Origin of the sequence: Streptococcus sp. 210928-DFI.4.42, from assembly GCF_020554365.1 — a bacterium.
In the GTDB taxonomy this organism is placed as follows: domain Bacteria; phylum Bacillota; class Bacilli; order Lactobacillales; family Streptococcaceae; genus Streptococcus; species Streptococcus parasanguinis_S.
On record NZ_JAJCHF010000005.1, the window covers coordinates 34,344 to 48,675 of the forward strand.

Below are 14,332 nucleotides of genomic sequence, written 5' to 3' on the forward strand. Positions count from 1 at the left end.
ATAGCTATGATAAAATACTAGTTAGTTTTAAATTATCTTGAGGAGTTCCTATTGAACAAAAAATCATTCTACGGACTGCTTTTGGGGTTGATTCTCCTATGTATCGCATTTTTGGGGAAGTATCAACAAAAAACGCAGCTGGACCACACGAATTACCTACAAAGTAGTCGTCCTACCTTATTTTTTCATGGTTATGGATCGAGTGCCAATGCAGAAAAACACATGACAGATGCGGCAAAAAAAGCAGGGGTGACACAAACCGTCATCACTGCAAACGTGGCTGATGATGGGCAGGTAAGGCTGACAGGGACCATTCCAAAAGGCGCAGTCAATCCAATAATCAAAGTGGAATACCAAAACAATCGCACGCCAGATCCAAAAGTCATCAGCAATTATGCCTATCAGGTGGTCAAAAAGCTTCAAGAGACCTATCATTTTAAAGAGATGAACCTTGTCGCTCATTCTATGGGAAATATGTCTGTCTTATATTATCTTCTGGAACATGGAAGTGATGAGAATTTACCAAAAATTATCAAGCAGGTCGCCATTGCAAACCATGTTGCTGGAATCGAAGGGATGAACCTACCCCAGGGGTTGACTCTAGATATGCAAACTGGTAAACCCTCCGCAATGAATGAGCAGTACCAGCATCTTTTAGCTCTTCGGGAAGTCTATCCTGAAAATCAAATCGATGTGCTGAATATCTATGGTGATATCGGTGGAGAGACGGATGGATCGGTTCTCAATGTTTCTTCGAAAGCCCTTCGTTACCTAGTAGCAGAGCGCGCAAAAAGCTACCGTGAAGAAAAGATTGATGGCAAAGGTGCCCAGCACAGCCAACTTCATGAAAATCCAATAGTAGATAAGCTGTTGATCCAGTTTCTTTGGGGAAAATAAAAATGTCATGCATTCTTAAAAAAACTGTAAGCTAGTTTTAAGAAATCAACTGTATAATGAAAATCGAAGTGGGTAAACTCTTTATTTACTTCTTTTTTCATCTCTAGTGAGGTGAGAAAGGTAATATGAGATGCCCAGAGTTGATTTGAATTAGAAAGAAGAAAAAGATGAATTTAAAGAAGATTGCATTGTTTGTAACGACGACTTTAGCCTTGTTTACAGCTGTCCCACGTGTTTCTGCAGATAGCAATGTGCAGAAAGTCATTGATGAAACCTATGTCAAGCCAGACTATGTTTTGGGCTATTCGTTGGACCAAAGTCAAATCGAACAAACCTTGAGTCTCTTGAACTACGATAGTTCAAAAGATAAAGAGGAGTGGAAGACCATGACACCAGAGGTTTATTCTTCGATTATGAACGTTGCCAACGATGATAGTTTGGAACTATATTCCTCTGTTAAAATTCAAAAGCTAGGCAAAAATAAGCCACTAGAAGTCAATATCGTGACACCTCAAAACATCACCAAGGTCACTGCAGATATGTATCGTAATGCAGCCGTTACACTTGGATTGGAGCATGCTCAAATTACAGTAGCTTCACCTATACAAGTGACTGGAGAAAGTGCCTTGGCTGGGATCTATTACTCGCTTGAGAAAAATGGTGCCAAAGTTTCTCAAGAAAGCAAAGATCTGGCCCAAGAAGAGTTAAAGACTCTATCCGGGATCAATGAAGAAAACGCTGGTAAGAAAAACTTCGATGCGGATAAGTTAAACGTGGCATTGACCGACATTAAAACAGCAGTAGCCAATGCTAAACAGAACAATCAGGATTTAAGCAAGGATGATATTCGAAAGATCGTCGAAGAAACCCTGAAAAATTATAAGCTGGATACAACCGTGACGGGTAACCAGATCAATTTGATCGTGAATTTCGCTGTGAATCTTTCAAAGAGTAGTGTTATCAGTAGCAAAAGCTTTACGAAGACCTTGTCGGATCTGAAAGATAGTATCGTTGATAAGGCAGGCGATACCTTTAATAATATCAATCTCAATTTTGATACCAATGCTATTCTAAAAGACAGTGGAAACTTCTTCACAAATGCGTGGAATGCCATTGCCGGCTTCTTCGGAGCCATCTGGAATGCCATTGTCAAATTCTTTAGTGGTTTAGTTGGCTAAAAATAGCAGGAAAGCACTCTTGACAAGAAGTCAGAGTGCTTTCCTGTGTTTAATGATTCTTATATTTTATAAGACATTTTTAGGATTGCTAAAAGTGATTTTCATATCTTTATCCTTTAACTTTTTTTAGATGATTGGTTTGCCATCAATGTAACAGATGGAATATTTCATTTGCCTAGAACGAAAGAACAAACGCACCATTTTTGGTGCGTTTTTATTATTTGTGCTATAATAGAAATAAATAAAAGGAGGAATTACATGATTGGAGAAAATATAAAAACGTTACGTAAAACACATAAATTAACGCAGCCTGAGTTTGCAAAGATTGTTGGTATCTCTAGAAATAGTTTGAGTCGTTATGAAAATGGGACGAGTCGAGTTTCGACAGAATTAATCGATCGTATCTGCAAAAAATTTAATGTTTCCTATATCGATATTGTAGGGGAGGAAAAAATGCTCACACCAGTAGAAGATTATCAGTTAACTCTGAAAATTGAAGTGATTAAAGAACGAGGTGCGAATATCTTAGCGCAACTTTATCGTTTTCAAGATGAACAAGGAATTGCATTTGATGATACTTTGAATCCTTGGGTTCTAATGAGCGACGATCTTTCTGATTTGATTAACACGAAGATTTATCTTGTTGCAACTTTTGAGGATGTAGAGCGATATAATGGCTATTTGGATGGCATTGAACGTATGCTAGAACAAGCTCGTCATCTGGTGGTGGCTTAATGAAACTAGAAGAATTTAGTCAAGATGATTTTGAACGAGCATCCAAACGACTCGTTCGTTCTTTAACTCGTGGAAAAACAAGCTCATCTCAGCCTAAAGCTATTTTACTCGGTGGACAGAGTGGTGCTGGTAAGACAACGATTCATCGTGTGAAACAAAGGGAATTTCAAGGCAATATCATTATCATTGATGGAGATAGTTATCGCTCTTTTCATCCGAACTACCTTGGACTACAGGAAAAGTATGGCAAAGATAGTGTGGATTATACCAAAGTATTCGCGGGACAAATGGTTGAATATCTTGTAGATGAGTTGAGTAAAAAAGGTTATCATTTATTAATCGAGGGTACCTTGAGAACAACAGAAGTTCCTAAAAAAACGGCACAATTATTGATAACAAAAGGATATCAAGTCTCACTTGCACTAATTGCGACCAAGCCAGAATTGTCCTATCTCAGTACCTTGATACGTTATGAAGAGCTCTATGCTATAGATCCTAGTCAAGCTAGAGCGACTCCCAAAGCACACCATGATGGAATTGTAGAACATTTAGTTGATAACTTACGAGAGTTAGAAAATGACAAAATTTTTAATCAAATTCAAATTTATCAAAGAGATCAATCGTGTGTTTGTGATTCGGAAATAGATCAAATCTCAGCAGCAGAAGTTCTACAAGAATGCCTCTTCGGAAAATGGAGTAAGGTAGAGGAAGAGATGTTGAAGTTGGGACAGGAACGGTTGAGAGAGTTGGGGAAAATTGATAAGTGACGAATTAAAAGGTATATAAAAACAGGCCTAAGCCTGCTCTGTTTTTTGACCTGTTTTCTACCAAAGTTCATTTTATAAAAAAGTAGAGAAAACATAAAGGGTAACTAAAAGGTTAATTAAAGTGATGTGTTTAATAAGCAAGTAAATTGCACCTGTTATAGGTGCTTTTTATTTTAATAATACTGTACTTCAATACCATCCATAATATTTATTAAAGTATTACCACCAATTTTTAAAGAAATCAGATCATTTAATGATGATACCTGATATTCTTTATCTCCAATAACCACTACAATATCATGAATAGAATGAATGAAAATCCCACAAGCTTGACCATTATAATCAAAAGAGGCATCCCAACCATTATCGTATAACGCTTGTAAATCATCTAAAATTGCCATATAAATCCTTTTCCGTAGTGTTTTCTTTCAAGTAAGGCGGGCAAAAGTGCCTAGATTGTTCTAAGCGCTATGAGATTGCTTTAATTGAGATAATTTCGCTCTCAAAGAGAGAAATCTCAGTTGGTTCATCAGGTCTAGGATTGTCAATGAGGATAGTGATTTCATCCTGTTCATCATTGTCCATTTCGTCAATAAAATCTGTGACAAAACCATTTATGACTTCACCGTCACTAGTTACTACCTGAACTCTTGAGCGTAGGTAGTTCCAAAGTTGTTCACTCATTTTTAGCCCTCTCTCAGTTGCTAAAATTCTAAAAAAGAGGCTTATAGCCTCAATAGGAAATGGTGGGACGGACATTCCCCACCTCTCAGATACCCTTTCGGGTGCGTGTGCGTCCGATATTTTTCTACTTCATTTCCTCAGTAATATTATATCAAAAGATTACAAAAAAAAGCACCATACGGTGCTTTTCCATCTGAGTGTGGAGTACTTAACATACACTTAATTGCTTTAATCACATTTCAGATGTTTAAACAGTGTACTTATACCTGTAATTCCATTTTATACCACGTGAAGATTTTTGGCAAGTAAAAACTACGGTAAATTTAAATTTATATGATTAGGGATATTTAGCAGCTCTTTTATTTGTTTCTCATAAGAATTCCAAACTCTATTAGCTAAGATGTCAGCAGCTTGTATAAGGTAGTCATTTGCTGAGATACATGATTTTGTATAAACTATGAATTCCCCCTCTAAAATCGGAGGGTAAAAATTCCCGTAGTTAAAGTTATTGATACCATACTTAAACTCCTCATGGATACCCTCGCCTAAACCATACAAACCATTAGTAGCTATACCTTACTGGTCAATATTTAAATAAAGTTCAATGTCGTCGCCTTTACTTATTGCGCCTTGCTCAAGTAACTTTTTAAACAATTCTTTCACTACTCTCCTTAGAGCATAGTCTTTAAATCGTTGACGTGACTTTTTATCTTTCATAACACCTGAATGGACACGTTTTAAATTTACTGATACAGAAAAACTAATCTCATTTCTAAGAACTTTATATAGGGCGTTTTTATGTTTTTTCTCAATGTTTGACGCCTTAAGTTCTCCCTCTACGCCTTTTTCTTTTTTTATTTTTGTATTAAGAGAGCGATAGCGTTTTTTAGCAGATATTTTGTCCTCATCAGAAATAAAGCAAAAACCTGCATACACAAAGTAGTTATGATTGGAGTGGAAAACCCCTGAGTCATCAATAAAGATTGAAATTTTTTTCATCTTTTTTTCCTTATTTATTACTGCCTAAATTATACCATAATAACTTCTTAATTCTCCATTTTTTGAGATTTTTTCTCATTTTTTATTCTATAAAAACTCCTGTACTTTACCAAAACCTTACTATTTTTAAATATGTAACCTTATAGTTTTACATAGGTATAAATCAATCTGTAGTAAATACATCTGCTAAGTATTCTATAGCCTTTTGCATAATTAGGTATACAATTGTTCTTGATTTTCCTACCTCATCTACAATCTCATCAACTATAACATATTAGATTAAAACTTATTACAGAAAAAAACGCTCACTGAGACGAAAACAATAGAATGAAATAAACATACTGGGACGAGTATCTCAGTGTGTTTTTGTGGTAGAATATAGTAGATTAATAAATGATAATACGCATTTTGTAGAAATTCCAATAATTAACAGGAAAGGTTGCTTTATGCCAATAGATATTAGTGAAGAACAGTTGGCTCTGGAGTCGGCTGACTTATTAAAAATTCTTTTAAAAGATCGAACGACCAAGAAAAACATTGTTTGGGCGACGCATTCTTATGAATTGTTAGGCAAGGGATTTGCTCCAAGTGACCGCATCACTCCAAGTAGGGTGACAGGAACCTATGCAAGCTTGATTCAACCCCGATCAGAAAAATCTAAGTATGAGCAAAAAGACCGAACCAAGATTAGAGCCGAAGTTTTTACGCCAACTTGGTTGGTTGAAAAGCAAAATGCCTACGTGGAAGCTGAACTTGAAGATCTAGCTCTCGAAGATTATATCCAAGTGCGCTGGCTAGAAATTACCTGTGGTGAAGCACCTTATATGGTAACGCGCTATGATACAGTGACTGGTGAGGAAATCCCTTTATCTGAGCGAGTTGGTTTTGTTGATAGAAAATTGCAGCGCATTAGTCGTGAGGTCTCAGATGAAGCCACATTCTACGAACTCGTAAAAAAAGCTTATCGAGCTTCGTATGGTTATGAGTATCAAGGAGATTCCCTGCTTTTGGCGCGTGAAAACCTTTTAGCGACCTTTGAGGACTACTATCTAGCAAAGACTGGAACTCAACCGACCATAGAGCAGAAAAAAGAAATTGCGACCATCATCTCATACAATGTATTTCAGATGGATGGATTGAAAAAAATCAGTCCTTACTCGGCCAAACAAAATCCATCTCAACAGCTAAGCTTGTTTTCAGATGAGCTAGAAGTCCAAGAAGTAGAAGAATCTAAAACCCAAATCAAAGACTGGAAAAAGAATAAGATGATAGGTTTTGAGCGCCTATCTAGTGAGGAAAGTGAAATGAAATTTGACGTCGTGATAGGAAATCCGCCTTACCAAGAGGAAGCACAGGGAACAAGTACAAAGGATATGCCTATATATCATAAATTTATTTCAGAATCATATAAAATTTCTAAAAAAGCATCTTTAATAACTCCTGCAAGATTTTTATCAAATGCTGGAGGGACTCCTAAAACTTGGAATCAACAAATGTTGAATAATCAACATGTAAAAGTATCTTTTTTTGAACAAAAGAGTGGTAATGTATTTCCTGGAACTGATATAAAAGGAGGGGTAGCAGTTACTTATTATGACGCTGAACGGGAATTTGAACCAATTGAAGTTTTTGTTCCCTTTATAGAAATGAATTCAATTAGAAAAAAGGTTATAAAGAAAAATTTTGAATCTATTGATCAGTTTGTTACTAATAGAGGCTCATATCGCTATTCTGATTTGATTTATACAGATTTTCCTAAACTAATGAGCAGAGTTTCTGATAGGAGAGTTGCTTCTAATGCTTTTGAAAAATTGCCTGAATTATTTTTCGATATAAAACCTGAAGATGGGAATGAGTATATAAAAATATATGGACGTTTTAATAATGAACGTGTATATAAATGGTTTAGAAAAGATTATGTAACATGCCCATCAAATTTTGAAAAGTATAAAATAATTCTTCCAAAAGCAAATGGAAGTGGGGCGATTGGCGAAGTCCTATCGACCCCCGTCATCGGGTACCCCGTCATCGGGTACACAGAGACATTTATTTCTGTTGGTGAATTTGATTCTTTAGAAGAGGCGGAGGCTTGTTTAAAATATATTAAATCTAAGTTTTTACGCACAATGCTTGGAATTTTGAAAATTACTCAAGATAACACGAAAGCAGTATGGCATTATATCCCACTCCAAGACTTTACGGTCAATTCGGACATTGATTGGACACAATCAGTGGCTGATATTGACCGTCAGCTCTATCAAAAATATGATCTTTCTCCTGAAGAGATTGCCTTTATTGAGACGCATGTAAGGGAGATGGATTGATGGTAAAAATTAAAACTTCTAAAGAAATTCATCCTAAAATCTATGCTTACACCACCCCTACGGTAACTAGCAATGAGGGCTGGATTAAGATTGGTTATACGGAGCGTGATGTTACACAACGGATTAAAGAACAAACGCATACTGCTCATATAGATACAGATGTCTTATGGACTGGGGATGCAGCCTATACGGAAGAACCTGATAAAGGAAAGACTTTTAAAGACCATGACTTCCACCATTTCCTTTCTTTCCATGATGTGGAGCGTCGTCCTAAGACGGAATGGTTTTACTTTAATGGGACTCCTGAAAAATCTAAAAATCTCTTCGATAAGTTTGTTCAGCATGATTTGTCAGGGTATCAGCCTGGTCAAGGACAGGACTATACTCTGCGACAAGAGCAAGAAGAAGCAGTTTCTAAGACCTTAGCTTATTTCAAGAATCATCCAGGAGGCAAGTTCCTCTGGAATGCCAAGCCACGTTTTGGTAAAACCTTATCTACCTATGACCTAGCTCGTCGAATGGATGCTGTCAATGTCCTGATTGTAACAAACAGACCTGCCATTGCCAACTCATGGTATGATGATTTTGAAAAATTCATAGCAGGTCAAACGACTTACAAGTTTGTTTCAGAATCAGACAGTCTTAAAAATCGGCCAACCTTGTCACGAAAAGAATTTGTTGGTATTTTAGATGACGATGTGAGACAACTTGCTTTTATCAGTCTCCAAGACTTGAAAGGCTCTGCTTATCTTGGTGGAGAGCACAATAAACTTAAATGGGTAACTGATCTACATTGGGATTTGCTAGTTATCGATGAAGCTCACGAAGGAGTAGATACCTTCAAGACAGATCAGGCCTTTAATAAAATCCGTCGAAACTTTACCTTGCATCTCTCTGGAACCCCATTTAAGGCACTAGCCAAGGGAGATTTTACAGAGGAGCAGATCTACAACTGGTCTTATGCGGATGAGCAGGCTGCCAAATCCACTTGGTCGCCTGAACAAGAAGAGGAAAATCCTTATGAAAGCTTGCCTCAGTTAAATCTCTTTACCTATCAAATGTCTCAGATGATTGGTGAGGAGATAGAAAAAGGTGCTCAACTTGATGGAGAGAACATCGACTATGCTTTTGACTTGAGTGAATTTTTCGCTACAGATGATAAAGGGAAATTCATCCATGAGCAAGATGTCAGAAATTGGTTAGATACTCTATCAAGTAATGAAAAATATCCATTTTCAACCAAAGAACTTCGAAATGAACTAAAACATACTTTTTGGTTGTTAGAGCGTGTAGCCTCAGCTAAAGCCTTAAAAGCACTACTAGAAGAGCATCCCATTTATGAAAACTATGAGATTGTTCTAGCTGCTGGTGACGGGCGTATGTCTGAGGAAGATGATAAGGTTACACTCAAATCCTTAGACTTGGTTAGAAAAGCGATAGCAGAGAATGATAAAACCATTACCCTATCCGTCGGTCAGTTAACGACAGGTGTAACTATCCCTGAATGGACAGGCGTATTGATGTTATCAAACTTGAAATCACCTGCCCTTTATATGCAGGCTGCCTTCCGTGCTCAAAACCCATACTCATGGAGTGATAGCAAAGGAAATCACTTCCGCAAAGAAAGAGCCTATGTCTTTGACTTTGCGCCAGAAAGAACCTTGATTCTCTTTGATGAGTTTGCGAATAACTTATCACTTGCAACTGCAGGAGGTGGAGGAACTTCAGCAACTCGCGAAGAAAACATTAGAGAATTACTAAATTTCTTCCCTGTCATAGCAGAAGACCGTGCAGGTAAGATGGTTGAAATTGATGCTAAGGCAGTTCTGACTATACCGCGTCAGATAAAAGCTAGAGAAGTCCTCAAACGAGGATTTATGTCCAATCTCCTTTTTGATAATATCAGTGGTATTTTCCAAGCCAGTCAAACCGTTCTAGACATTTTAAATGAACTACCAGTAGAAAAGGAAGGCAAGTTACAAACGTCTTCTGAGTTACTAGATTTTTCAGATGTTACAGTGGATGATGAGGGCAATGCAGTTGTTGACCATGAAATCGTGATCAATCAACAAACGCGACTTTTTGGTGAAAAAATTTATGGACTTGGACAGTCTGTTGTTGAATTAGTCACAAAAGATGAGGAACGAACTCAAAAACAACTAGTTAATGACTTGAGCCAGACAGTTTCTTCAGTGATTGTAGAGGAATTGAAAGCTGGATATGATCTGAAAACTCGGGAAACAGACCACATCAAGAAACAAATTGCAGCAACATTTGAGAACGAAGTTCGAAAAAATGATATTAAACGTAAAATTTCTGAAGCTCATATCAAGGAAGAGTTGCAGCAACAACTCAAGGAAGCAAATGGTAAAGAGCAACAAGATAAGATTCAAGAAGATCTTGAAAAACGTATAGAAGAAAATAATCTCATTCACAAAGAAAAACTAGAACAAACACTCAAAAAAGAAGTGGAAAAGATGCCTGAGAAGTTTATCGAACAGGTTGAGGTCAAACGTGTGGAGCAGTTGAAACAATCAGCTCAGGATGAGATTCGTGATCACCTTAGAGGCTTTGCACGAACAATCCCTAGCTTTATCATGGCCTATGGTGATAAATCTCTAACTCTTGATAATTTTGACACCTTTGTTCCTGAGCATGTCTTCTTTGAAGTAACGGGGATTACGATTGATCAATTTCGTTATTTAAGAGATGGTGGGCAAGATTTTGCAGGACATCTTTTTGATCGAGCAACATTCGATGAGGCCATTCAAGAATTTCTTCGTAAGAAAGAGGAGTTGGCAGATTATTTTAAAGATCAAAAAGAAGACATCTTTGACTATATTCCACCGCAGAAGACCAACCAGATTTTCACTCCTAAACGTGTGGTGAGGAGAATGGTAGATGATCTTGAGAAAGAAAACCCAGGAATCTTTGATGACCCATCTAAGACATTCATTGATTTGTACATGAAGTCAGGTCTCTATATTGCAGAACTCGTTAAGCGGCTATATAACAGCAATGGCTTGAAAGATGCATTTCCAAATCCTGAAGAACGCTTAAAACATATCCTAGAAAATCAAGTTTATGGATTTGCGCCCTCAGAGATTATCTATAATATTTCCACTAATTTTATCTTTGGAAATCTCTCCCAAGACATCAGTAGAAATAATTTTGTTTTAGAAGATACCATTCCAGCTGCTAAAGAAGGGAAAATCCAAGAATTAGTAGATAAATATTTTGGGTAAGATTCTAGTTGATTGAAATTAAAACTTACGAAATTGTACAAAGAACTTTCGTATCTAAAACATGAAGTGAATAGAAAATAATTTAACTAAAGGATTTAGTTCTGTACGTTGCAGCCTAGGTCCTTTTAGTTTATTTTTAATTAGGTTTATATTGTTTATTAATTATTTAAGGTTCTACGAAGATAATTTTGATAATAAAACCCCTTAATTTGTTGGAAGTTCAATTTGAGGTACTTATCTGAAGGTTTGAATGTTTGTCATTCAAAATTAAATTTATTTTATATGATATAATCATTATATAGAATCAAAATTAGTAGTAAACTAAGGATGTAATGTGTGAATATGGGAATGTTAGAAAAGTATGAATTAACAATATCTAGTAATGAGATTAATTCGACGGATAGTCGCTTTACAATGGATAATTTAAGTTTAGGTGATGATTATAAAATTATAGATGTTAAGTTTGAAACAGCAGATGGGCAAATCATTAAAAGAAGACAAAAAAAATTTGAAAGAAAAATATCTAATCAAACTTTACCTCGTTTAACTTGTCAAATATTTGAACAACAATTACTTGCACTTTCAAATGAAGAACGGAAGAAGTTTCCAATTTGTAAATATAGGCCAACAGATGACATGATACAGGGAATATTTTCTAGTATTGATGATTTCAAAGAAAATAGAAATACTCTTGAATACTTAACCTATGAATGTGAGAACGGCGAATCTTTGGTTTTTTACTGTTGGAACATATTTTCAACTCTCATATTTGTAAAGGAATGTTTAAAAAGATTTGGTACTGAAGGTGATAAATTTATTTTAATTTATAAAGACAAAGGTGGGGAGAATGAAGTTATGGAGTCTGGTTCACAAACAATGGCTATAGAAGAACATATAAGGAGTTATTCCGATCTTTTATTATCTTCAAAAAACATAGTATTTCGAGGAGCACCGGGAACTGGTAAAACCTACCTTTCTAAACAGATTGCATCATATATTGTTTCTAACGGTAGAACTAGTGATATTAATAGTCTTTCACAGAATGAAATCAATCAAATTGATTTTGTCCAGTTTCATCCTTCATATGATTATACTGATTTTGTTGAAGGATTTCGTCCTTCAGAGGCAGAGAATAATCAAATTGGTTTTAGTCTAAAACCTGGGAAGTTCAAAGAATTTATTGGAAAAGCCCAAAAATTTGAGACTGCAGACCGTCAAGATAACTTTGCTCAGGCATGGGGAAAATTTTTTGAAGCAGTTACTGAAGCGATGGAAACTTCACAAGGGTATAATGAATTAAAAACATTGACTGGTAAGCCAATGGGGAATATAGTTTCTTATGATAAGAATGGTATACAAGGAGTCTTCAAAAAAGGTACCACCCAATATCTTAATTATAACCAAATATATAATGTTTATAGAGGTTTGCCAGGTGTTCCAGAAGGGGGACTTGACAATTATAGAAAAGCAGTTGTTAAACACTTGAGAGAAAAGTTTGGACTTGAAGACTATATAGTTGGCAAAGTTAAGAACGATCAAGATAAGTTTGTCTTTATCATTGACGAAATTAACCGTGGTGAAATTTCAAAGATTTTTGGAGAACTCTTCTTTTCTATAGATCCAGACTATCGTGGATTTAAAGGAGCAGTAAGTACACCTTATAATTCTGAGGAAAAGTTATATATACCAGAAAATGTTTATATTATAGGAACAATGAATGATATAGACCGTTCAGTTGAGACCTTTGATTTCGCAATGAGACGCAGATTTACTTTTGTAGAAATCACAGCGGATCAGTCTGCTCAAAATATGCAGCTTAATGAAGAAACAAAAGAAATAATGTATCGATTAAATAATGCAATTGTTGAAGAAGGACATTTAACTCAAGATTATCAGATTGGTGCTAGTTATTTTAAGAATCTCGATGAAGGAACATTATCAATTAAAAATCTTTGGGATTATAAGTTAAAACCTCTACTAAATGATTATTTCCGAGGTGAAAGATTAGCCAATGACAAGATGAGAGCCTTGGAAAACGCTTATTTTGGAACTAGTGAGGACTAGTTTATGCTTAAAATAAGTGATAACACAGAAATTGAACAAAGTAATGTAGGTCATTCAATTATTAATGAACTAGCAAATAAATCTTTATCTACCTTAGATCAGGAAAGGTTTATCATTTTTCCGCCTTTACTAAAGAACTCTGCTGATTTAGATGAGGATAATTGCATATTTAGGACGTTTAATGGTGAAACTAAGACTTGTAATATAGTGGGATTTTTGAGCGATGGTGAGAATGAAATCCATATTCATACTCGGTTTTTTGAGTCGAAAGATGAGGATTATTTTTTAAATTATATGTTACAAAAAGTGCTTCACTATAATGTAACAATCAATGAAATTTCATCATCTGATAATCATTCTTATTATGATCTTTTAGTGTATTTATTTCCTTATTATTTAGAGGAAGCTATGAGAAAAGGGTTCTATAAGGAATATGTTTATCATTCCTATAATAATAGTAATGTTCGAGGTCAGATGGATATCAACAGACACATTAGACAGAATGTACCTTTTGTTGGAAATGTTGCATACAATACTCGGGAGTATTCGTTCGACAATAAATTAAATCAATTGATTCGACATACCATTGAAAAAATTGAAGTTACAAGACCTTTTTTACTAAATGAAAGTTTAACTATTCGAAATAATGTAAAGAGGATAAAAGAGTTGACTCCAAGTTATTCTCATTATGATTTAGAAGATGTGTTATTTGAGAATAGATTTAATACTATAAAGCATGGATTCTATGAAGAATACACTCAGTTGCAGACTCTATGCCTTCAAATATTGACTGATGAGAGGATTAGCTTCGGAGCTAACGACCAGAAAGTACATGGAATCATTATAGATATTGCTTGGTTATGGGAAGAGTATCTAAACTTATTAATAAAAGATCACTTTTATCATCCTCAAAATAAAGTAGGTACTATGCCTCATTATTATTTTAATAACAGTAACGGAAGAATTTATCCAGACTTTATAGGGAAATTACCAGATAATCGAGTAGTTGCTGATGCAAAATATAAACCTCAAAATAATATTAAAAACAGCGACTATTCTCAGATTTTATCCTACATGTTTCGATTTGATTGTAAACAAGCGTATTTTTTCCATCCTTCAAAAGAGGAATATCATAAAATACTCTATCTGATGGAAGGAGTAGCTGCTGAAGCATCTCCTACAAAAAAGATAGATGTACGAGTAGAAAAGATTGGACTCAAAATACCAGAAGCTACTAGATACGAAGAATTTGTGGATAGTATAAAAAAGAGCGAAAAACAATTTTTGGATAAATTAAATCTTTGAATACTCAGAGTATTTACTTGAAGTTTAGTTTTAGTGTCAAAAATAATAAGGATAAGATTATTAACAGAAAAGAGTTTTTTTCAGGTTCACTATAGAAGTAGTTTTAAGAAAACGAAAATTTAATATAAAAACCC

General features: G+C 35.3%; 11 protein-coding genes. 8 read left to right on the forward strand and 3 right to left on the reverse strand.

The features are described from left to right. Positions 1–51: 51 nt before the first annotated feature. The 4 genes from LIZ08_RS02985 (at position 52) to pezT (ending at position 3,577) form a co-directional block, all read left to right on the forward strand. A complete protein-coding gene (locus LIZ08_RS02985) occupies positions 52–897 on the forward strand; it encodes an alpha/beta hydrolase (RefSeq protein WP_227038242.1) in 846 nt (281 codons plus the stop codon). 167 nt (positions 898–1,064) lie between these two features. Continuing rightward, the gene (locus LIZ08_RS02990; protein WP_045759443.1) at positions 1,065–2,075 is read left to right on the forward strand and encodes a DUF1002 domain-containing protein; all 1,011 of its coding nucleotides are present in this window, start codon (positions 1,065–1,067) and stop codon (positions 2,073–2,075) included. Positions 2,076–2,333: 258 nt separating this feature from the next. Then, the gene (gene pezA / locus LIZ08_RS02995; protein WP_045759444.1) at positions 2,334–2,810 is read left to right on the forward strand and encodes a type II toxin-antitoxin system antitoxin PezA; all 477 of its coding nucleotides are present in this window, start codon (positions 2,334–2,336) and stop codon (positions 2,808–2,810) included. After that, positions 2,810–3,577 (forward strand): type II toxin-antitoxin system toxin PezT, encoded by a 768-nt coding sequence (pezT, locus tag LIZ08_RS03000; RefSeq protein WP_227038243.1) that lies wholly within the window; start codon positions 2,810–2,812, stop codon positions 3,575–3,577. Before pezA ends, pezT begins: the two co-directional genes overlap by 1 nt. Before the next feature lie 173 nt (positions 3,578–3,750). On the opposite strand, the gene LIZ08_RS03005 is transcribed toward pezT, so the two are convergent. The 3 genes from LIZ08_RS03005 to LIZ08_RS03015 form a co-directional block, all read right to left on the reverse strand. Then, positions 3,751–3,978 carry a hypothetical protein gene (locus LIZ08_RS03005; RefSeq protein WP_045759446.1) on the reverse strand — a complete coding sequence of 76 codons (228 nt, stop codon included), beginning with the start codon at positions 3,976–3,978 and terminating at the stop codon, positions 3,751–3,753. Between the two features lie 67 nt (positions 3,979–4,045). Beyond that, positions 4,046–4,261, reverse strand: coding sequence for a hypothetical protein (locus LIZ08_RS03010; RefSeq protein ID WP_042507510.1), 216 nt, complete (start codon positions 4,259–4,261; stop codon positions 4,046–4,048). 576 nt (positions 4,262–4,837) lie between these two features. Continuing rightward, entirely contained in the window at positions 4,838–5,260 is a 423-nt protein-coding gene (locus LIZ08_RS03015) for a DUF3800 domain-containing protein (RefSeq protein WP_227038244.1), read from the reverse strand. 446 nt (positions 5,261–5,706) lie between these two features. Between LIZ08_RS03015 and LIZ08_RS03020 the strand changes: the two genes are divergently transcribed. The 4 genes from LIZ08_RS03020 to LIZ08_RS03035 all read left to right on the forward strand — a co-directional run bounded on the left by LIZ08_RS03020 (position 5,707) and on the right by LIZ08_RS03035 (position 14,198). Then, positions 5,707–7,584, forward strand: a complete 1,878-nt coding sequence (locus tag LIZ08_RS03020; protein WP_227038245.1) for an Eco57I restriction-modification methylase domain-containing protein — start codon at positions 5,707–5,709, stop codon at positions 7,582–7,584. After that, entirely contained in the window at positions 7,581–10,829 is a 3,249-nt protein-coding gene (locus tag LIZ08_RS03025) for a DEAD/DEAH box helicase family protein (RefSeq protein WP_227038246.1), read from the forward strand. Before LIZ08_RS03020 ends, LIZ08_RS03025 begins: the two co-directional genes overlap by 4 nt. A gap of 342 nt (positions 10,830–11,171) precedes the next feature. Continuing rightward, on the forward strand, positions 11,172–12,893 hold the full coding sequence (locus tag LIZ08_RS03030) for an McrB family protein (RefSeq protein WP_227038272.1): 1,722 nt from the start codon (positions 11,172–11,174) through the stop codon (positions 12,891–12,893). A gap of 3 nt (positions 12,894–12,896) precedes the next feature. Then, complete coding sequence (locus tag LIZ08_RS03035; RefSeq protein WP_045759449.1) at positions 12,897–14,198, forward strand: McrC family protein; 1,302 nt, start codon at positions 12,897–12,899, stop codon at positions 14,196–14,198. The last annotated feature ends 134 nt before the right edge of the window (positions 14,199–14,332 follow it).